Origin of the sequence: Streptomyces sp. NPDC002619, from assembly GCF_042889305.1 — a bacterium.
In the GTDB taxonomy this organism is placed as follows: domain Bacteria; phylum Actinomycetota; class Actinomycetes; order Streptomycetales; family Streptomycetaceae; genus Streptomyces.
This window is the reverse complement of sequence record NZ_JBIAQV010000079.1, coordinates 1-20,338: the sequence shown is the minus strand read 5'-3', so window position 1 is coordinate 20,338 and position 20,338 is coordinate 1. Positions and strand designations below refer to the sequence as shown.

Annotated in this window: 17 protein-coding genes, 1 tRNA gene and 1 pseudogene; 4 read left to right on the top strand and 15 right to left on the bottom strand. The window is 69.6% G+C overall.

The window, feature by feature from the left end:
• Together ACFYXB_RS43335 and ACFYXB_RS43330 are read right to left on the bottom strand one after the other, a co-directional pair.
• A partial coding sequence (locus ACFYXB_RS43335) for a CoA-transferase (protein ID WP_389590816.1) occupies nt 1-188 on the bottom strand: 188 nt, incomplete at its 3' end.
• 155 nt (nt 189-343) lie between these two features.
• The gene (locus tag ACFYXB_RS43330) at nt 344-3,130 is read right to left on the bottom strand and encodes an ATP-binding protein (protein WP_389590813.1); all 2,787 of its coding nucleotides are present in this window, start codon (nt 3,128-3,130) and stop codon (nt 344-346) included.
• Nucleotides 3,131-3,449: 319 nt separating this feature from the next.
• On the opposite strand from ACFYXB_RS43330, the gene ACFYXB_RS43325 reads away from it, so the two are divergent.
• Complete coding sequence (locus ACFYXB_RS43325; protein ID WP_389590811.1) at nt 3,450-4,043, top strand: malonic semialdehyde reductase; 594 nt, start codon at nt 3,450-3,452, stop codon at nt 4,041-4,043.
• A gap of 190 nt (nt 4,044-4,233) precedes the next feature.
• Here the strand turns inward: ACFYXB_RS43325 and ACFYXB_RS43320 are convergent, their stop codons facing one another.
• The 7 genes from ACFYXB_RS43320 to ACFYXB_RS43290 all read right to left on the bottom strand — a co-directional run bounded on the left by ACFYXB_RS43320 (nt 4,234) and on the right by ACFYXB_RS43290 (nt 9,898).
• A complete protein-coding gene (locus ACFYXB_RS43320) occupies nt 4,234-4,689 on the bottom strand; it encodes a hypothetical protein (RefSeq protein ID WP_389590809.1) in 456 nt (151 codons plus the stop codon).
• 81 nt (nt 4,690-4,770) lie between these two features.
• A complete protein-coding gene (locus tag ACFYXB_RS43315; protein ID WP_389590808.1) occupies nt 4,771-5,286 on the bottom strand; it encodes a flavin reductase family protein in 516 nt (171 codons plus the stop codon).
• Nucleotides 5,287-5,394: 108 nt separating this feature from the next.
• On the bottom strand, nt 5,395-6,264 hold the full coding sequence (locus ACFYXB_RS43310; RefSeq protein WP_389590806.1) for a dioxygenase: 870 nt from the start codon (nt 6,262-6,264) through the stop codon (nt 5,395-5,397).
• A gap of 67 nt (nt 6,265-6,331) precedes the next feature.
• The gene (locus tag ACFYXB_RS43305) at nt 6,332-7,393 is read right to left on the bottom strand and encodes a maleylacetate reductase (protein ID WP_389590804.1); all 1,062 of its coding nucleotides are present in this window, start codon (nt 7,391-7,393) and stop codon (nt 6,332-6,334) included.
• 225 nt (nt 7,394-7,618) lie between these two features.
• Nucleotides 7,619-7,843 carry a hypothetical protein gene (locus ACFYXB_RS43300; protein WP_389590803.1) on the bottom strand — a complete coding sequence of 75 codons (225 nt, stop codon included), beginning with the start codon at nt 7,841-7,843 and terminating at the stop codon, nt 7,619-7,621.
• Nucleotides 7,844-8,098: 255 nt separating this feature from the next.
• Nucleotides 8,099-8,752 carry a flavin reductase family protein gene (locus tag ACFYXB_RS43295; protein WP_389590801.1) on the bottom strand — a complete coding sequence of 218 codons (654 nt, stop codon included), beginning with the start codon at nt 8,750-8,752 and terminating at the stop codon, nt 8,099-8,101.
• A gap of 33 nt (nt 8,753-8,785) precedes the next feature.
• Nucleotides 8,786-9,898, bottom strand: a complete 1,113-nt coding sequence (locus tag ACFYXB_RS43290; protein ID WP_389590799.1) for an ABC transporter permease — start codon at nt 9,896-9,898, stop codon at nt 8,786-8,788.
• A 308-nt stretch (nt 9,899-10,206) separates the two neighbouring features.
• Between ACFYXB_RS43290 and ACFYXB_RS43285 the strand changes: the two genes are divergently transcribed.
• Nucleotides 10,207-10,899 carry a response regulator gene (locus tag ACFYXB_RS43285; protein ID WP_389590797.1) on the top strand — a complete coding sequence of 231 codons (693 nt, stop codon included), beginning with the start codon at nt 10,207-10,209 and terminating at the stop codon, nt 10,897-10,899.
• Nucleotides 10,900-10,906: 7 nt separating this feature from the next.
• Here the strand turns inward: ACFYXB_RS43285 and ACFYXB_RS43280 are convergent, their stop codons facing one another.
• The 3 genes and pseudogenes from ACFYXB_RS43280 to ACFYXB_RS43270 form a co-directional block, all read right to left on the bottom strand.
• Entirely contained in the window at nt 10,907-11,245 is a 339-nt protein-coding gene (locus tag ACFYXB_RS43280) for a DUF4333 domain-containing protein (protein WP_389590795.1), read from the bottom strand.
• Between the two features lie 182 nt (nt 11,246-11,427).
• Nucleotides 11,428-11,517: pseudogene (locus ACFYXB_RS43275) on the bottom strand (IS5/IS1182 family transposase); the annotation flags it as partial.
• Nucleotides 11,518-11,619: 102 nt separating this feature from the next.
• A tRNA-Leu gene (locus ACFYXB_RS43270) sits at nt 11,620-11,702 on the bottom strand.
• 436 nt (nt 11,703-12,138) lie between these two features.
• Here ACFYXB_RS43270 and ACFYXB_RS43265 point away from each other — a divergent pair.
• Together ACFYXB_RS43265 and ACFYXB_RS43260 are read left to right on the top strand one after the other, a co-directional pair.
• Nucleotides 12,139-12,909, top strand: coding sequence for an ABC transporter ATP-binding protein (locus tag ACFYXB_RS43265; RefSeq protein ID WP_351358690.1), 771 nt, complete (start codon nt 12,139-12,141; stop codon nt 12,907-12,909).
• Complete coding sequence (locus tag ACFYXB_RS43260) at nt 12,909-15,437, top strand: ABC transporter permease (RefSeq protein ID WP_389590793.1); 2,529 nt, start codon at nt 12,909-12,911, stop codon at nt 15,435-15,437. Before ACFYXB_RS43265 ends, ACFYXB_RS43260 begins: the two co-directional genes overlap by 1 nt.
• A 75-nt stretch (nt 15,438-15,512) precedes the next feature.
• Here the strand turns inward: ACFYXB_RS43260 and ACFYXB_RS43255 are convergent, their stop codons facing one another.
• The 3 genes from ACFYXB_RS43255 to ACFYXB_RS43245 all read right to left on the bottom strand — a co-directional run bounded on the left by ACFYXB_RS43255 (nt 15,513) and on the right by ACFYXB_RS43245 (nt 19,817).
• On the bottom strand, nt 15,513-16,799 hold the full coding sequence (locus ACFYXB_RS43255; RefSeq protein ID WP_389590791.1) for a class I SAM-dependent methyltransferase: 1,287 nt from the start codon (nt 16,797-16,799) through the stop codon (nt 15,513-15,515).
• 219 nt (nt 16,800-17,018) lie between these two features.
• Nucleotides 17,019-18,401 (bottom strand): NAD(P)/FAD-dependent oxidoreductase, encoded by a 1,383-nt coding sequence (locus ACFYXB_RS43250; protein ID WP_389590789.1) that lies wholly within the window; start codon nt 18,399-18,401, stop codon nt 17,019-17,021.
• A 483-nt stretch (nt 18,402-18,884) separates the two neighbouring features.
• Nucleotides 18,885-19,817 (bottom strand): tetratricopeptide repeat protein, encoded by a 933-nt coding sequence (locus ACFYXB_RS43245; RefSeq protein ID WP_389590814.1) that lies wholly within the window; start codon nt 19,815-19,817, stop codon nt 18,885-18,887.
• Between the last annotated feature and the right edge of the window lie 521 nt (nt 19,818-20,338).

The window sequence follows — 20,338 nt, the reverse complement described above, 5'->3', positions numbered from 1 at the left end:
ACCGCAAGACCCGACTCCATCGCCCCGCAGTTGTTCGACACCACCGACAGACCGCGCACCCCCCGCTCGTACAACGCCTGGATCAGCACATTCGGGACCCCACTGAGCCCGAAACCCCCCACCGCCAACGACGCCCAGTCCGGCACGTCCGCCACCGCCTCCAGGGCCGAGGCAACCGCCTTGTCCATCCCAGCGACAGGTCCCAGGGCATGCGGTGCAGTCATGGCAGTCACGGCATTCATGTCCGGCTCCTCCGTATCGACACACGGGACGGTGGAGATGCTGCGTCCCGCCCGGGTGAGTGCCGGCCGGACGGAGCTGAATCACCCGGGCGATCTGCGCGTCAGGACTCCGGTGGGGCCGCGGCCTCGCGCTCCATGAGGACCCGGGTCAACTCGACTCTCGTATTGATGTCCAGCTTGGTGAAGATGTGACGCAGATGGGTGTTCACGGTGTGGACGGACAGATAAAGACGTTCGGCGATGGCCCGGTTGGTGAGCCCCTCCGCGACCAGCGGGACGACCCTCAGTTCCGACTCGGTCAAGCTGTCCCATCCGGACGTGGCCGGGGGTCGGTGTGGTCCAGGGGCGGTGCGGACACCGAGGTCGCCCAGATGCCGGCGCACCCGGTCGTGGTCGCGGGCGGCGCCGTACCGCCGCAGCAGACCCTGCGCCTCCCGAAGCTGCACGACGGCCTCGTCGACGACGCCGTCACTGATCAGGGCATTTCCCAGGTCCTCGTGGGCGGCCGCCAGCGCCAGGACCCGAGCTCCTCGTCGGTAGTCCCGGACGGCGGCTTCGAGTGGTTCCCGGCTGCCCTCGACAAGGCCCCGGACATGGGCGTGGACCGCCTGGGTGATGACCTGGTCGCCCCCTTCGGCGGCGATGCGCTCCAGCACCCTGCGGATCGCCTCTGCCACCTCGCGCTCACCGCCTCGCAGCGCAATGCGCACCAGCCGCGGCCAGTGACTCGGCGGAACGGCCGGCAGCCATGCCGGTCCGGTGCCGAATCGCCGGATGAGGTCGGCCGCCTCCCGGGGGTGGTTCTCCGCGTCCAGCAGAGCGGCGTTGGCCAATGCCAGCCATGGACCGTGGGGCGGGTTCGCGATACCGGCCGTCGCCTCGGCGGACCGCAGCTGGGTCCGCGCCTGGGACAGATCTCCGCGTCGTACGGCGACATCGGCGAGCACCGAGCGCGCCAAGGGGACCGCCCGGGTGATCTCCAGTTCGTCGGCAACCGCCAGGCACGCTTCCGCCTCGACCGCCGCGTCGTCCAGGGCGCCGCGTTCGAGCAGCACACAGGCCCGTTGGGCGTGCCAGTGCGGAAGGGACCAGCCGAGCCCCAGTGCCTCCGCCTGTCGTTGGCCCTCGCGCAAGGTCCGTTCGGCGTCTTCCAGGCGATCCGTGGCGGTCAGCACCGTGGCCAGCCAGAGCGCGGGCACCCTCGGCGGGCGCAGGCGTATGGTGTGCGGCTCGGCGTCGGACCGCTGCCTGGCCTGCTCGGCGAGTTCGACGGCGTCGGACAACCGGCCGCGGGAAAAGGCGATCTGGGACTGGAAGACCATCGCGCTCGTCACCACCGCGGTTTCCCGGCTCCGGTAGGAGGCCTCGACCAGCATGCTGCCGATCGCCTCGGCCGCCGCCGGCTCGCCCGTCGACACCAGCCCGGTGCCCTGCGTCTTGAGCAGCTGGGTGCGAAGGTCCTCGGGCAGGTCGGGCAGTGCGAGGGCGAGGCGTGTGTGTGCCAGGGCCGACGTGTCGTCTCCTGTCGCCTGGTGGATCTCGGCCGCGACCAGGCGCAGGGCCGCCTGCTGCGCGGGAGCGAGGTCGTCGGAGAGCGTGGCGTTCACCAGGTGCAGTGCCTCGTGGACCCGGCGGGTTCCGGAGAGCTGGTACGCCGCCTCGGTCAGCAGCTCGATCCTGCGCGGGTCGCTCGGCGGCAGCCGGTCCGCGGCTTCGAGGGCGAGGTCGGCGGCGGCCTCGGGCACCGTCGCGGCGATGTCGCACACCGCCTTCAGAAGCGTCCGCATCGACTCCTGGTCCAGCGGCCCCCCACCCAGCACGACGTGCCGGATCACCTCGGCCGACGGTACGCCTGCGGTGCCCAGGAGGTCTCCGGCCTCACGGTGCAGAGCCGATCTGACGGGTCGGGGGAGTTCGTCGTACACGGCGCGGCGCACCAGCTCGTGCCGGAAAGCCAGCCGATCGCCGTCCTCCGCCAGCAGTTGGGCGTCCAGCGCGGCGTCGACCGCGGGCAGCAGGGTTCCGATCCGACGGTCGAGCATGCGGGCGGCCGTCGTCAGGTCGAACCTCCTGCCGAGCACGGAACCGATCTGCAGCAGCTGCAGGGCGTCGCTGGGCAGTGCCCCGAGGCGCCGGTGGACGCTGCGGCGGAAACCGGCGGGGACCGGTGGACCGCCGGCGATCAGGGCCTGGTCTCCGGTCTGCTCCAGGGCCCGCAGCAGCTCGACGAGGAGGAAGGGGTTGCCGTGCACGTCCCGCAGGAGCGGCGCAAGGCCGGCCTCGGGGGCGCGGCCGAGGAGGTCCTCGGCGATCTTCGTGATCGCCTCGGTTGCCAGGGGATGCAGGACAAGACGCGTGGCCCCGTTCTCCTCCAGGTAGTCGACGGCGCGGCGGGCCAGGGACCGCCTGCTCGCGGTCTGTACACCGAGGACCCACAGGATCCGTGAGTCGGCCAGCCGCTTCGGCAGGGCGCGCAGGGCGGACAGCGTGGTGGCGTCTGCCCACTGCGCGTCGTCGACCACGACCGACACCGGCGCTCTATGCACCCGGCGCTCGAGGATCTCGGCGATGCGGTCGAGGACCCAGAAGGGCTGTTCGGCGGCCTCCTGCGGAGCCTGGTCGCGGTCGGCCTCCTCGGCCGCCTCCCGCAGTGCGGCCAGCAGCGAGGACCGCGAGGCGTACTGGTCGAGTTCGTCGGCCTGGACCCGGACGACCTCGAAACCCTCCTCACGTCCGATGCGCACCGCTTCCTGCAGGAGCCTCGTCCTGCCCACGCCCGGGGCTCCTTCGACGAGCACGCACATTCCGCGGCCGGCCCGCACGGTGGTGTGCGCGTGACGCAGGACTGCGAGTTCGCGGTCCCGGCCGCGGAGGGGGAGGGCCGTCATCACCCTTGGTCCGTGCTGCCCGGTGACGAGTCGGTGATCCTTTCGTTCCGCATGCGTCCAGCATGCCGGATCCACCGCGCCGCGGCGCTGCGCACCTGCTGCGCTTCACCCAGGTGAAAACGTCCTGCGGAGACCGCCCCGGCGATGTCGTGGGGCCGCCCGCAGGGGTGCGGCAGGCGGACGACGGTGTCCCACGAATCACCAGATCATGCGATGTGGGTGGGAACCGTCCCTTCGACACTGGCGACGTCGGGCGCTTGCGTCGGTCGTACGACGCGGGGCCCGTGTTCTTCCTCTTCCATCCCCCTCAGAGGTGTCCATGTCTCTCGATCTCGATCCCGCGGCCCAACGTCTCCTGTTCCGCGACGCACGCACGGCGAATTCGTTCACGGACGAGCCGGTGACGGACGAACAGGTACGCGCCATTTACGACCTGGTGAAATACGGCCCGACCTCCATGAACCAGCAGCCGCTGCGCGTCGTGCTGGTTCGCTCGGACGAAGCGCGCGAGCGCCTCGTCGGGCACATGGCCGAGGGAAACCGGGCGAAGACCGCTTCCGCCCCGCTGGTGGCGATCCTCGCGGCGGACTACGAGTTCCACCGGGAACTGCCCAGCCAGTTCCCGCACTTCCCGCAGGCCAAGGACGTCTTCTTCGCCGAGCGGTCGGTGCGGGAAAAGTCCGCGTGGCTCAACGCCGCGCTCCAGGTGGGGTACTTCATCGTGGGGGTCCGCGCCGCCGGCCTTGCGGCCGGCCCCATGACGGGCTTCGACGCCGAGGGCATCAACAAGGAGTTCTTCCGCGACGGCGAACACGGGGTCCTCGTGGTGCTGAACATCGGAAAGCCCGGCGAGAACGCGTGGCTGCCGCGCCTGCCCCGACTCGGATACGACGAAGTCTTCACCGCCGTCTGATCCGGATCGGGTGCCCGAACGGACGGTGCCCGGCGCAGCAACGACGTGCGGCCGCCGCCTCACAGGAGGCGGCGGCCGCGTCGTACCCGGCGTCTGCCGTCCACGGTGCCGGAACAGCAGACGACCCCTTCTCGCCGCGCCGGCCGCCGCTCCCCGGGAGCGGCGGCCGGCGCGTCTGGCTCGCGGCACGTCAGGAGGCGTGCGGCGCGTCCTGTGGTCGCCCGGAGGCCTCGGCGCCACGACGTCCGGCGTACCAGAACTGTGCGGCGGCACCGGCCATGTACGCGGCCGTGCTCATCGCACCGACTGCCGTCCACAGGACGCATCGGGGGAGGAAGAAGGCGAGCAGCCGGCACAGCAGCATCCCGGCACCCGCCGACGGCAGGTGCAGAGCCGCCCAGACCGGAGTCGGGCCGGTGGCACGCGAGCCGATCGGCCGACGGAGGCCTCCCGCGGCGAACGCTCCCACGGCCACGAAGGACAGCGTCGCACCGATCAGGAGCGCCGCGGCGTCGACGGCCCGCGGCGAGCCGCGGGCCGCGGAGGTCACGGTGGTGGCGGTCCACAGGGTCAGCGTGTAACCGTGGGGAGTCGCGCTGCCGGAGACGACCGCCCGGAGCTGCCGACGGTATCCGGGCACCAGCATGTCGACACACCTCCCTTTCGTTGCCGTGCGCCGGTCCGCCGCGCAGCACCACCCGTCATGTGCGGCCCCCGCCCCACTCGGTCAGTGCTTGCGCCGATGCGCGGCGCCCGACGGCTCACGTCGCATGCCGCGGAACCCGCCCGCGAAGTACAGGAGCGGACGTGCCTGTTCCCGGTGTTCGAAGTGCCGCGCGTCGCCGACGAAGATGGTGTGGTCGCCACCGGGGAGCGCCGCCGAGACGTCGCACACGACGAAGGCGATGGCGTCCCTCAGGACTGGAACGCCGTGCTCCTGGTGGTAGTCCACTCCGGCGAACTTGTCGGGCTTGGAAACGGCGAAGTTCATGGCCAGTTCCTCACTGCCCTCACCGAGGATGTTCACCGCGAACCGTCCGGCGTCGGTGATGGCCTCACGCGTGTACAGGTGGTTGGCGACGCAGACGATGAGCTGCAGCGGATCCATCGACAGGGAGGCGACGGCGCTCGCCGTCATGCCGATCGGGTCGCTTCCGGTGCGAGTGGTGATCACGCTCACGCCGGTGGCGAGCCGGCTCATGGTGGCTCGGAACGCGGCGGTCGTGTCGAGGGTTGCAGGCATGTGTGCCTCCAGGGAGGTGGCGCTCGGCCGGCTGCCGAGAGACGGAGAAGAGGGTGTGGATGTCCGCCGGCCGACGCTCCGCCGGCCGGCGTTCGGGCAGACCGGGGATCAGCTGCGAGGCAGCGGCTCCAGCACGAACGTGTGCCGCATGGCGGTGTAGGCGTCGTGAGTGAGCCGGCCATAGGGGCCGGTCTCCGCCGCGTAGGTGGTGAATTCGGCGATGAGGGACTGCTTGACGCCGAAGACGGGATCGTGGTCGAGGTAGTGGTCGTCCGACGGGAACAGCATGGTCGTCAACCGTTGGTGCCCGATCGCCTCGATGACCAGGTGGATGTGGGCCGGGCGCATCAGCGGACGTCCTGTGGCCGTCATCAGTTCGCCCACGGTGCCGTCCCCGGGAATGGGATAGCTGGCCGGTCGGATGGAGCGGAAGGCGAAGCGTCCCTCGGCGTCCGTCCGGAACAGGCCGCGCATGGCCGGTCGGTCGAGCCCGGGCACGTCGACGTCGTAGTGACCCATGCCGTCGCTGTGCCAGACGTCCACGGCCGCTCCGGCGACCGGATCACCCTGCTCGTCCAGCACCTGGCCGTCGAAGAACAGAGGCACTCCGGGAATTCCCTCGGAGATGTCGTCCCCCGCATCTCGCGACGGCCGGTCGTCCCTGAAGTAGGGACCCTGGACGCTGTTCTCCGTGGCTGCGCCGTCCCGCCGGTGGTTGACCGCGTCGACGAGCATGGTGATGCCCAGAACGTCGGACAGGAGGATGAACTCCTGGCGTTGCGGTGAGCACAGGTGACCGGTCCGGGTCAGGAAATCAACGCCCTTGGCCCATTCCTCCTCGGTCAGGGCGACCTCGCGGACGAAGTCGTGCGCATGACGGACGAGTGAGGCGAGGATCCGTGCCAGACGCGGATCCTCGGTTCCGGCCATGGTGGAGATCACTTCCTCGGTGATGTCCGTGCTGTTCAGGTCTCGCATGTTCCTCTCCCTTGCTCATGGTTGCCGCCGCGCGTGCCGGGCCGCAGTGGACACGAACTCTTCGAGGTCATCCGGCCGGTGCGTCCCCGTGCCAGGCACGCGTGAGGATCCCGGTCGCGGCGCGCCGGTCCACCGGGCGGGGGTTCCAGTAGCCGTCCTCGAGCACGAGGTCGGCCGCCGCCTCGATGCCCGACTCGGGCATCCCGAGCTCGCGCAGCGACCGGGGGACCCCGAGCCGCCCGGCGAACTCGTACAGACCGGTCGCCGGGTCGGCGGCAGGGAGTGCGGTGCCGATCCGTCTCATCGCCCGCGGCGCGGACGGCGCGTTGAACGCCACGACATACGGCAGTACGACCGCGTGGGTTGCGGCGTGCGGCAGTGCGAACGTGCCCCCGAGGACGTGACAGATCTTGTGGTGCAGAGCCATGCCGACCGTGCCGAGACAAGCACCGGCCAGCCAGGCTCCGTACAGCGCCCCGCGGCGGGCCTCGAGGTCGTGCGGCCGCTCCACGATCACAGGGAGGTGGGCGGTCAGTGCGGTGATCGCCTCACCGGCCATGAGGAACGCGAGCGGATCCCGGTCTCTGGCGTAGAGGGCCTCCACCGCATGGGCGAGCGCGTTGAGCCCGCTGGCCGCCGCTGTGCCCGGCGGCAGAGTCACGGTGAGGTCCACGTCGTACACCACCGTCCTCAGGCGCACCTCGGGCAGGCGACGCGTCGTCTTCCGCTCCCCGTCGGTCTCGCCCAGGATCGGAGACATCTCCGACCCCGCGTATGTGGTCGGCAGCGCGATGTGCGGAAGTCCGGTGCGCAGGGAGACCGCTTTACCGAGTCCGATCGCCGACCCGCCTCCCACGCTGACCAGGCAGTCGGCCCGCTGCGCCCCCACGAAACGGACGGCTGCTCCGGTGATGTGCGATGGCGTGTGCATAGCAGCTTCGGTGAAGACACCGGCGGCCATGTCGACGAGCAACTCCTGCACGTCGGCCGCGTGGACGGCCTGACCGGGGGTGGACAGCACCACCGCCCGTCGGCATCCCAGGGCGGAGACCTCCTCCGCGATGCGCAGCCGTGTGCCGCTGCCGAACACCACCCGGGTGATCTGCCCCTGGTGGACGAATCCGTCCATAGCCCCTCTCCTCCCTCTCACCTGTCTCACAGAGCCGCAGCGGGGCCGGATCCAGCCGGCGACGCGTGGGCCGACCCGGGGGCGGTGTGCGGGGTCCTGTGGAGCCCCTGGACCGTCGCCGGAGGTTGACGGGTACGGCCGTCTGTTGCTCGGGCGCGGCCGGTGCTGTCGTCGTGCCGCGCTGCGAAGCGGAGCCGTCCGACGGCGCGGGTCAGTCGAGCGCCGTCACATCGAGACTCGGCGCGCCTCCAGGGCGGCGGCCGCCTCCTGGTGGGGCGGCACGACGATGCTCACCAGCACCCCGCCCGCCCGCAGGACGGCCCACGAAGCCGCCTGGGTCTCGCGGCCCACCGGCTCCAACACGAGGTCCCCGTCCTTGACTTGGTCCTCGAATCGCCGGGTTTCCGCAACCAGTTCACAGACCACGCCGGAGAGTTGCTTCGACGGCACGCACAGCATGCATGGTGTTCATGTCGCGATCCGCTCCGTTCATGACGTCCGGACAGGACTTCATCCCTGTGCCGACCATCTGCCGACGCCGCCAGTGTCGGCGCGACGGCGCCGGACACGCATCGCATGAACTGGTGATTGGCGGGCAGTACCGGACCCCGTGAGCGGCCTCGGCGAAGTCGCGTACGACGACTCGACGTGGCAACCTCCGTTCCTACGAACGTCGAACGGCTCTCACGGCCCTGCTCGGCGGCACTAGCCCGGGGTCTCGTCGGCAGGGGTGGAGCCGGGGGCGGAGGAAGCGTCCTGACCGGGCTCCTCGTAGGGGATGCGGTTCAGGTGGATGATGTTTCCCAGGGTGCCCCACTCGTCGCCTCCGAGCTTGGTGAGGGGGCGCAGTCGCTCGGGGTCGGGCCGGTCGCCGACGATGTATTCCTCCTTCACGGCGGCCTGCAGCACGCGGCCGAAGACAAGGGTGGAATTGCCCATGCGCAGGGTGGTGTGCGAGCGGCATTCCAGCACGACGGGGGAGGCGGCCACCCTGGCCGGGCGGACCCGCAGACTGGGCTCGCGTTCGATGCCGGCGTGGTCGAATTCGCTGACGGTCCGGGGGAAGTCGGTGGCCGTCGTGTTGATCATGTGCAGCAACGACTCCGACGAGAAGTTGACGACGAACTCCCCCGTCTCCTCCACGTTGCGCAGCGAGTCCTTGCGGCCGATGGAGGTGAACTGGACGATCGGCGGTTCGGTGCTGGCGATGCTGAAGAAGGAGTGCGGAGCCAGGTTCTCGGTGGCACCGTCGGGGGTGATGGTGGACACCCAGGCGATGGGGCGCGGAATGACGACAGAAGTCATGAATCTGTAGAAGCTGGCGCTACTCATGACTTCCGGGTCGAACTCGACGCGCATGCGCCCAGTATCCAATGCTGTCGTGAACGTCCCTCACCGAAACGCCGAAGCGTCCCGGTGGGCGAAGTGGAGGATGGCGGGGGCGGCTGCGAGCCTGTCCAGGCCGAGAATGGTCCCCACGCACAACACGACCCACGCCGAAAGGGTGATCAGTCCGCTTTCGACTCCGTCGTTGTGGAAGTACGCCAGGCCGTTGAGCGCCCGTACTCCGACGCCGGGTGGCATCACCGAGGCCATCGGCTGCAGCCAGCCCGGCAGGAACGACGGGGGCAGAACTCCGCCACTGGTTGCGTTGCCCATCACCAGCATGAAGATCGACCCCAGGGGGACGCCGAGCGGTCCGAAGAGCCGAATCAGCAGGACGGTCGCCGCCGCCACGGCGCCCGACATCAGTGCGACGATGCCTGCGATGCCCAGCACGGGCCCTGGGATGGCGCCGAAGGCCGACCCCGCGATGAGTGCTGTGGCCAGACCTCCGGCCACGGCGAAGAGCGTGAGGCTGCCCATGCGCTGGCCGAAGGGGAGGCGTGGTGCCACCTGGTAGGTCATCTGGCCGAAGAGGAAGCCTGCGAGGACCAGGCCGAAGGAGGCGTAGAAGACCGAGAGTCCGCGGTTGTCCCCCGGGGCGAGGGGGACGATGTCCTGCACGTGGACCTTGGAGCCGTCGGCGCCGAGCTGGGTGTGGCCGAGGGGCGCCACCAGTGCCTGGACCGCGAGGCCGTTGGCGCCCGCGTACAGAACGCGTGGCGCGGATCCTGCCTGCAGGTAGGCCGCGTAGACCTTGCGGTGCTCGACGGCCGACCGCGCGGCGGTCGCGTCGGAATAGCGCTCCACCTGGAAGGCATCGGGTGCCGTCCGCTGCAGTTTCACGTCGAACAAGGCTGCGTTCGCATCGGACGCCACCACGGCGACGGGCAGACGGTGAGCCTTGGGCGTGTGGAAGGCGGCGAGGAAGACACTGACGAACATCAGCCCCACGGTGAGGACCGTGATCACCGGTCTGAGGACGGCCGCCGAGCCGGTCAGACCGGGCTTCCGCGGTGCCGCATCGGTAGGGAACGCCGCACGGTGCCGATGGCGCGCACCACGCTCGTGTTCCGCTTGTTCCTCTGCGGCTTCGGTTTCGCTGATGATCTCGCGGTGCACGGATTTCCTTAGAAGAGCCTCGACGCCCAGGACGGCGGACGGCTGGTTCCCAGGCAGTTCGTCCCAGCATCGAAGCTCGGCGCAGGTCCTGACATCACTCGTTCATGCGATTTCCGCCGGGACGTCTGCGCAGCACCCGTGGGGTGGAAGTTGCCGTTCGTGGCAGCCCGGCTGCTTCGGAAGGCAAGGGAGTCCACCTCGGTCTTCACACACCGTCGTTGGACTCCCTCCGTCGAACCTCGAAGCACCAGGTCGGCGCCTGCGCCCCGCCGTCTGGCGCCATCATCTTCCGGCTCGGATCGTGCTCGATGGCGTCGGTCAGAACGCGTTCGGTCTTGGTGTCGGACCATCGGCAGTCTTTGTCGCACGGGAGGAAACGGCTTGTCCCGGCGGTCTCGACGACGGCCTCGAAGCGGTCGGGAATCGGGGTGGTGGGCGAGGCGGCCGACGGCGCGGAGTGCGTGGACCTGGCCCGGCGGCTGCGCCCCGACGTGTGCCTGGTCGACATCCGGATGCCGAAACTCGACGGGCTGGAGGTGACCCGGCTACTCGCGGGCCCGAAGGCCGTCGACCCGCTGCGCGTGGTGGTCGTGACCACCTTCGACCAGGACGACTACGTCTACGGCGCGTTGAGCAACGGCGCCTGCGGGTTCCTGCTGAAGGACGCGGGCCCCGGACTGCTGGTGGAGGCCGTACGCGCGGCGGCCCGCGGCGATGCGCTGATCTCCCCCGCCGTGACCGTGCGGCTCCTGAAGCGGATCGGCGAACAGCGTCCCGCCGACGGCCGCGAGGTGTCCTTTGGGCCGCTGACGGAACGGGAGTTGGATGTGACCCGGCTGGTCGCCGACGGGCGGACCAATCAGGAGATCTGTGCCGAGCTCGTCGTCTCGCTCTCCACCGTCAAGTCCCATCTGGCGAGCATCCAGGCTAAGTTGGGGCTGCGGAACCGCGTGGAGATCGCCGCCTGGGCCTGGCGCAGCGGCGTGGTGGGCGACCGCTGAACCCTACTTACTTCTCCAGGCCGTAGTCGAAGCTCACCCGGTCGCCGCGCACCGCGGTCACGGAGATCAGCATCGTGCTGCTCTTGCCCTGGAAGACGGCGGTGCACCGCACGGTGTCGTCCATCTTCGCGCGCAGCCCGCTCGGGCAGCTCACGGACTGCGGGCCGTCCTGGAAGAAGGGGATGGCGTAGTTCTCCTTGGCGAGCTTCTCGACCTCCGCGCGCGGCACCGTGTGATCCGCTCCGCTCGCGGTGGCGACCGAGGAGTTGTCGAACACGTTCCATGCCGTCACCACGCATCCCGCCAGTACGGCAGCCGCGGCCAGTGCGATGACGATGCGCTTCATGGGGTGCTCCTTCGATTCCCGCGACGGCCGGACCCTACCGGCTGTTCGCCCCAGAGCTTCCTCCGCCGCCTGCCACCGCCACCTCGGCCAGGCGGCCGGTTGTCACCCCCGGGCCCCGGCCGAAAGAACGACGGCAGCCCATCCGACGCCCACTCAGCCGTCCCCGCCCTGCCGGCTGGTCAGCGTCGACGGTTGGCCCGCTGGTCCTTCGGCTCGGGGATGGTGTGCTTGATCTGGCGCCTGGGAAGGTAGCGGCGGTTGGGGCGCGAACTAGAACGACGAGTACGGCAGCCGCCCGCGTTCACACCGCCCAGCCACCCCCTCACCTGGTGGCTGCCGACGGCTCCCGGGGGCAGGCCCCGTCCAGCGGTATGTGCCCGGAACCGGACTTGAACCGGTACGCCCGCGAGGGGCAGCGAGGTTTAAGCTCGCCGTGTCTGCATTCCACCATCCGGGCAGGCCGTGGGCTCCGCATTGGAGGTCCCGAGCCTATCGGGATGCTTCCCCCGAACAGCGGACGGGCGGACCGATGTTGTCTTATTTTATTGATGTCTGAGGGAGCATCAGACCGCGGAACACGCCATCCGCACTTGCCAATAGCGTTACGTGCGGTGCGTTCGCGCGTACACGGAATGACGGAATTTCACCGTCCGAACGAGGGGGCTCCACCCGTTCTCGACCTGTGGTTCCAAGGCTCCCGCATCGCCGTCGGCCGGCCTTCGGGTGTCATCCCCAGGTATGACGGACCGCCGCCCGGTGCGACCGCAGTCGCCCCCCTAAACCGGAACAGCGGCTGACTGCAGGGCCCCGGACGGCCGGGACGATGGACATCCAGTCCTCATCAGTCCCCATGAACGCCATTGGCGCCGTCGTCCCGACAGGAGCACCCTCCCGTGACCACCACACCCACCGTCGGCCGGACCACCGCCGTGGCCGCGCGCGCCACGGAGCTGTCCAAGATCTACGGGCAGGGCGAGACCCAGGTGATCGCCCTCGACCGGGTCTCCGTCGATTTCCGGCAGGCCGAGTTCACCGCGATCATGGGCCCGTCCGGGTCCGGCAAGTCCACGCTGATGCACTGCGTCGCGGGCCTCGACACCTTCTCCTCCGGCTCCGTGCGGATCGGCGAGACCGAGCTGGGCTCCCTGAAGGACAAGCAGCTGACCAAGCTGCGCCGGGACAAGATCGGGTTCATCTTCCAGGCGTTCAACCTGTTGCCGACGCTGACGGCCCTGGAGAACATCACCCTCCCGATGGACATCGCGGGCCGTAAGCCCGACAAGCAGTGGCTGGACTCGGTGATCGGGATGGTGGGTCTGGCCGACCGCCTGAGCCACCGGCCCTCGCAGCTCTCCGGCGGCCAGCAGCAGCGCGTCGCCGTCGCCCGCGCGCTCGCCTCCAGGCCGGACATCATCTTCGGCGACGAGCCGACCGGAAACCTCGACTCGCGCTCGGGCGCCGAGGTGCTCGGCTTTCTGCGCAACTCGGTGCGGGAGCTGGGGCAGACGGTGGTGATGGTGACCCACGACCCGGTGGCCGCGGCGTACGCGGACCGCGTGGTGTTCCTGGCCGACGGCCGGATCGTGGACGAGATGTACCAGCCCACCGCCGAGAACGTCCTGGACTACATGAAGCAGTTCGACGCGAAGGGCCGCACCAGCTGATGTTCCGCACCGCCCTGCGCAACGTACTCGCGCACAAGGCCCGGCTCCTGATGACCGTGCTCGCCGTGATGCTCGGCGTCGCCTTCGTGTCGGGGACCCTCGTCTTCACCAACACCATCTCGGACGCGTACCAGCAGAGCTCGGCCAAGGGCTTCGGCCACGTCGACGTCGCCGTACAGGCCAAGCACCAGGCCTCCGAGGGCGACAAGCTCGGCAGAACGCCCGAGCTCACCCAGGCCATGCTCGACAGGAGCGCCGAGGTGCCCGGTGCCGCGTCCAGCATCGGCGTGGTCGACGGCTTCACCGCGATCGCCGGCAAAGACGGCAAGCTGATCGGCGGCGGCTTCCGCTCCGAGGGCGGCAACTACTGGGGCGACAAGGACCCCCGGTACCCGCTCACGGACGGCACCGCACCGCGTGGCAAGGACCAGGTCGCGATCGACGCCGAGACCGCGAAGCGCGCCGGCTACAAGGTCGGCGACACCGTACGCATCTCGGTCGACGGCCCCGTGCTGACCCCGACGATCAGCGGCATCTTCACCACCGACGACGGCAATGTCGCCGCGGGCGGCAGCCTCGCCGTGTTCGACACGGCGACCGCGCAGAAACTGTTCGGCAAGCCCGGCACGTACGACGAGATCGACGTGAAGGCGAAGGCGGGCACCAGCCAGTCGGCGTTGAAGACCCAGCTGGACCAGGCCCTGCCCAAGGGCCTCACGGAAACCACCACCGGCAGGCAACTCGCCGACGACCAGGCGCAGATGATCGCCTCCTCGATGAGCAGTCTGAAGCAGGGCCTGCTGGTCTTCGCCGGCATCGCGCTCTTCGTCGGCACGTTCATCATCGCCAACACCTTCACCATGCTGGTCGCCCAGCGCACCAAGGAACTCGCGCTGCTGCGCGCGGTCGGCGCCTCCCGCCGACAGGTCACCCGCTCGGTGCTGATCGAGGCGTTCGTGGTCGGCGCGGTGGCCGCCGTGACCGGTCTGGTCGCCGGTGTCGGCATCGGCGCCGGGCTCAGGGCCCTGATGGGCTCGCTCGGCGCCACGGTGCCGGACGGCCCGCTGGTCGTCACGCCCGGCACGGTGGTCGCGGCCCTCGCGGTCGGCATCCTCGTCACCATGCTGGCCGCCTGGCTGCCGGGCCGCCGCGCCGCGAAGATCCCGCCGGTCGCCGCGATGAGCGCCGTACACGCGAAGGCGACCACCAAGTCGCTGGTGCTGCGCAACACGCTCGGCGCCCTGTTCTCGGCGGCCGGCGTCGCGGTGGTCCTCGCGGCCACGACGATGAACGGCACCGACGGCCAGGGCCCCATGGGTCTCGGCGCGGTCCTGCTGATCATCGGCGTGTTCATCCTGACCCCGCTGCTGTCCCGTCCGCTGATCGCGGCAGCGGCCCCGGTCCTGCGCGCCTTCGGCGTCTCGGGCAAGCTGGCCCGGCAGAACTCGGTCCGCAACCCGCGCCGTACGGCCGCGACGGCCTCCGCGCTGATGATCGGCCTGACCCTGATCACCGGGATGACGGTGATGGCGGGCAGCCTCCAGCACTCGATCGACCGGATGGCGTCGTCCGCGATCAAGGCGGACTACGTGGTCTCGATGGCGAACGGCAATCCCCTCTCCCCCGACGTCGCCGAGAAGCTGGAGGCGACCGACGGCGTCACCGCGACCGGCCCGCTGCGCGACGCGCCCTCGCGCATCGACGGCGAGACCGAGTCCCTGACCGGCGTCAACGGCGGCGCCATCGGCAGGCTGACCGATCTCACGGTCGCCGACGGGGCGTTCAAGGTCGGCGGCACTCAGGTGGTCGTCGACGAGGACACCGCCAAGTCCCACCACTGGACGGCCGGTTCGCACTTCACCGTCGCCTACGAGGACGGCAAGAAGCAGCAGCTGACGGTCGCCGGGGTCTACGAGGGCAACGAGATGATCCGCGGGATCATGCTCGACAACGCCACCCTGGCCCCGCACCAGACCGACCGGGCCGACATGCAGGTCATGGTCAAGACGGCCGACGGCGCATCCGCCGCCACCAAGGACAAGCTGGAGAAGGCTCTCGGCTCCAACCCGGCCATCAAGGTCCAGAGCAAGACGGACATCTCCAACGAGATCGCGCGGAGCTTCACGCTGATGCTGAACATGCTCTACGGCCTGCTCGCCATGGCGGTGATCGTCGCGGTCCTCGGCGTCATCAACACCCTGGCCATGTCGGTCTTCGAGCGCTCCCAGGAGATCGGCATGCTTCGCGCGATCGGCCTGGACCGCAAGGGCATCAAGCGGATGGTCCGCCTGGAGTCCCTGGTGATCTCCCTGTTCGGCGGCGTGCTCGGCATCGGCCTGGGCGTGTTCTTCGGCTGGGCGGCCGGTGAGCTGCTCGGCACGAAGATGCCGACGTACGAACTGGTCCTGCCCTGGGCCCGGATGGGGATCTTCCTCCTGCTGGCGGCCACGGTCGGCGTCCTCGCGGCGCTGTGGCCGGCCCGCCGGGCGGCCCGGCTGAACATGCTGGCGGCGATCAAGTCCGAGTAGCCGTCCAGTCGTACGGCAGAAGGGCCCCGCTCCGGTACGACGTCTACCGGAGCGGGGCCCTTCCGTGTACGGGATTCAGTTCCAGGTACGGGAGCGCAGCGGCATCCCGGACGCCCCCGACAGGGGGGTCCGCACCGCCAGCACCTGGTTGACGCCGATCCGGTTGTGCTCGAAGGCCAGCGCCGAGGCGGCCATGTACAGGCGCCAGACGCGAGCCCGGCCGGGGCTGGTGAGCCGTACCGCCTGGTCCCAGTCGGCCTCCAGACGCTCGACCCAGCGGCGCAGGGTGAGGGCGTAGTGCTCGCGGATCGACTCCACGTCCCGCACCTCGAAACCGGCGCGCTCCAGCTGGGTGACGGTGGTGCCGATCGGGGCGAGTTCGCCGTCCGGGAAGACATAGGCGTCGATGAACTCGTCCACGCTGTACGCCGACTCGTCGCGCCGCGGGCGGCGGGCGATCTGGTGGTTGAGCAGCCGTCCGCCGGGCTTGACGAGCCGGTGGAGGTTCTCGGCGTACTCCAGGTACCGTTCGGCGCCGACGTGTTCGGCCATGCCGATGGACGAGATGGCGTCGTACGGCCCGTCGGAGACGTCCCGGTAGTCCTGGACGCGGATCTCCACCTTGTCCGTCAGACCCTCGTCCGCGACGCGCTTACGGGCGTACGCGGCCTGCTCCCGGGACAGGGTGACCCCGACGACGCTCACGCCGTGCTCGCGGGCCGCGTGGATCGCCATCGAGCCCCAGCCGCAGCCGACGTCCAGGAGCCGCTGGCCCGGGGTCAGCGCGAGCTTGCGGCAGATGAGTTCGAGCTTGTCCTCCTGGGCGGACTCCAGGGTGCCCGCGTCCTCCCAGTAGGCGCAGGAGTACACCATGGACGGGCCGAGGACGAGCTCGTAGAAGTCGTTGCCGACGTCGTAGTGGTGGCTGATGGCGCGCCGGTCACTGTGCCGGGTGTGCAGATGGCGGCGCCGGCGCACTTCTTCCCGGGGCGGGGCCGGCGGGATCGGGGGGCCGGCGAGCTTCAGCAGCCCGCGCGCGGCGGCACGTACGTCCGGGTCGCGCAGGGCCTGGGCGAGGGTACGGGCGTCCTCCCCCCGCTCCCAGAAGAACCCGGCGAGCCGGTCGAGCGCGCCGTAGAGGTCACCGTCGACGTCCAGCTCCCCGGCGACCCAGGCCCGGGCCAGGCCCAACTCCCCTGGTTTCCACAGCAGTCGGCGCAGCGCCCGACGATTCCGTACGACCAGCACGGGTCCTTCGGGCGGCCCCGCCTGTGAACCGTCCCAGGCGCGGATGCGCACCGGGAGCGGTGCCCCCAGCAATTGTTCGAAGAGGTTCTTCAGCCGCAGCGCGGCGTCAGCCATGGCGCACACCTCCGTGACGAGATTCCCGGTTCTACCGGTCACCACGTAAACACTTGCGGGGCCACGCCGCAGTCCCCCAACCGCGTTACAACTCAGCAAAATAGATGTAGCAACCACAGGACTCTGTCCCCGACACGCCGAAGGACCTCCCGCACCACGGATGGCGGGAGGTCCTTCGGTTCGTTCAGCGACCGCGGGCGGTCGGGAGAGCGTGGGCCGTCAGGAGGCCTTGGCCTTCGCCTCGGTCTTCGCGGCGGCGGCCACGGGGGCGGGCTTGGCGGCCTCGTAGAACTCCTCGCGGGGGTTCTCCATGGCGCCCAGCGACACGACCTCGCGCTTGAGGAACATGCTCAGCGTCCAGTCGGCGAAGATGCGGATCTTGCGGTTCCAGGTCGGCATGGCCAGACCGTGGTAGCCACGGTGCATGTACCAGGCGAGGCGTCCCTTGACCTTGATCTTCGCCTTGCCCAGGACGATCATCGCGACGCCCTTGTGCAGGCCGAGACCGGCCACCGCACCCTTGTTGGCGTGCTCGTACTCCTTCTGCGGGAAGCCCCGCATACCGGAGATCACGTTGTCGCCGAGCACCTTGGCCTGACGCAGCGCGTGCTGGGCGTTCGGCGGGCACCAGGCGTTCTCGTTGCCCGCTTTGCGGCCCACGAGGTCCGGGACCTGGGCGTTGTCGCCGGCGGCCCAGATGTAGTCCGTGCCCTGCACCTGGAGGGTGGCCGCGGTGTCCACGTGGCCGCGCGGGCCGAGCGGGAGACCGAAGCGGGCGAGCGCCGGGTTCGGCTTGACGCCGGCCGTCCACACGATCGTGTTGGAGTCGACCTCGAGGCCGTTCTTGAGCACCACGTGGCCGTGGACGCAGGAGTCCATGGAGGTGGACAGGTAGATCTCGACGCCTCGGCTCTCCAGGTGCTCCTTGCCGTACTGGCCGAGCTTGGGGCCGACCTCGGGGAGGATCTTGTCGGCGGCGTCGACGAGGATGAAGCGCATGTCCTCGCGGGACACGTTCTTGTAGTACTTGGCCGCGTCCCGGGCCATGTCCTCGACCTCACCGATGGTCTCCGCGCCGGCGAAACCGCCGCCGATGAAGACGAACGTGAGCGCCTTGCGACGGATCTCCTCGTCGTTCGTGGAGTCGGCCTTGTCGAGCTGCTCGAGCACGTGGTTGCGCAGGCCGATGGACTCCTCGATGCCCTTCATACCGATGCCCTGCTCGGCGAGGCCGGGGATCGGGAAGGTGCGGGAGACCGCGCCGAGCGCGATCACCAGGTAGTCGAAGGGCAGCTCGTACGCCTCGCCGACCAGCGGGGCGATCGTGGCGACCTTGCGGTCCTGGTCGATGGTGGTGACCCGGCCGGTGAGGACCTCCGCCTTCGGCAGCACGCGTCGCAGCGGGACGACGACATGGCGAGGGGAGATGCTGCCGGCGGCGGCTTCGGGGAGGAAGGGCTGGTAGGTCATGTACGACCGGGGGTCGACGACCGTGACGGTCGCCTCGCCGTAGCGCATCTTCTTGAGGATGCGCCGAGCTGCGTACAGGCCTACGTACCCACCGCCTACTACGAGGATCCTGGGACGCTCCGTGGTGCTCATGGCATCGAGTATCCACCTGCCCCTGGGGGGTCGCTCGTGCGCCCCTTCACAAGGTCCGACGGGGTGTGTGTTAAACTCCGCGACCCGCGTGACCCAGATCATGCCGGTGCCGCGGAACCGCCGTCCGTTTACCACCGTTGTCAATGCCGCGTGAGCTGCCTCTCCGCTCACCCGGGCCCCCCGTGAGCCCCCACTCGACGCGCGCGCGACACCCACCCGAAACACCCCCGCAACCCTCTCCTGAGCACGTTCCACGAGCCGTCGAGCCCCCGAACGGGGCAACAGGGTCCGTTCGGTCCCTTCCCGTGACCCAATTCCTTGTGAAGAACTTCACGAACTTTCCCGCCGGGGTGTCGCCCAGGGGTGTGTCACGCCCCCCGAACCCCGCTCATCAGCACTTCAGCCTGCTCACAGGAGAGCGGATGAGCAGGCTGAGGGGACGCTCAGGCCACCGGCCACGCGATGCCGTCGAGGAGCGAAGCGTCAGCTGTTCTGGATGCGGCGGGCCGCAGCCACGAGCTCGGCAGGCAGGGCGGGACCAGCACATGCGTGATCAATCAGCAGGTCCCGGTACGAGTCGTTCGGCAGATTCGGCGCCAAATCGATGAGTGCGCTCAGTTCGGCAGGCGAGCCGGTAAGACGTGCCCGATAGGCGGCCGCGCGAAGTACGAGCTCGGTCGGCTCGTGCTCCATTCCCTGATCGATCAGCCGGACGGCGGCGCCGAAGTCGCCCTGCTCGGCCCACACGTCGGCCAGGTCGAGACAGAGCGACCAGTTGGCCGGATCCAGGGCAAGAGCGCGCTCGAACGCCGCCACCGTCTGCTCGGGATCACCCAGCTTGCGCCACGTGCCCGCTCGCACGACTTCCGTCAGCATGATCCGCTCGACGGAGTCGGCCTTGTCGCACAGGGCCAACGACGCATCGGTGAGACCGCACGCCCGCAGCAAGATCGCCATCTTGGCCAACGCCTCCGGCAACGGCTCGCGGGCAGAGACCGCGTCGATGGCATCGAACCAGGGCCGGAACCGGTCCCGCATGCTTTCGGTGTCCAGACCATGGCCGTAGTCCATCGTCCGCATCGCGGCCTCGGCCAGCGCGCCGGCACTCACCACACCGAGAAATCGTTCATCGCCGAACCAGGGGGCTCTGGCCCATGCGATGTCGGGTTGCACACCCGTGACCGATCCGATCGCCAGCGCCGCGCCATCCATGTCGCCCTCGAGGAAGCTGATGTACGACTGCGCCAGTACCGCCCTCGAGGAGCCGGCGTCCTGAACGACCTCGGCCGGCTGCGACGACTGGTCCCTCCACAACTCGGCAAGAACCGCATAGGGTTCGGGGTTCTCAGGCGCGGCTGCGATGGCACCCGCCAGATAGTCCACGGCTGCCGCCAGGCTCCCACCGCAGTGCGCCATCACCCGCGCGAGACCTACTCCGGCTGCTACCGCCCGATTCGACACCGCCCGAGGGTATCCCGGTCCGGCCGCCTGCCGGCCCGTCCGCCATGGCTCGATGGACGCGATGCCGTCAGCGGATTCCAGCTGTGCTGGAGGAGCGGGCCCCGCGGGTCAAGGACCGCTCAAGGCCAAGGAGATCGCGGTTCAGCTAGGCCTTCGGACGACGCCGGCGAAGGTCGAGGGGGTGCGCTCGAAGGCCAGACGCCTGGCAGGGCACGGGTGGCTGCGGCAGGAGACATCGTCCGCGTGGGAGGCTGTCCGTTGGTTCGTCGGCCGGTGGTGGCGGGTGGAGGCTGTGCTGGGTTCGGGGGTCTGCGAACGCGTCACCATCGCCGCATGGAGTCCTGTGTGCTGTGGGTCGTGCGTGAGGGGATGAGATCATTCGTCACGGGTACGCGGGATCTGCGGTTGAAGTCGACGGGGATGTGCAGGGCGAAGAAGTTTTTTCCGTGCCCCGTCCGCGCGCGCAGGCGGATCCG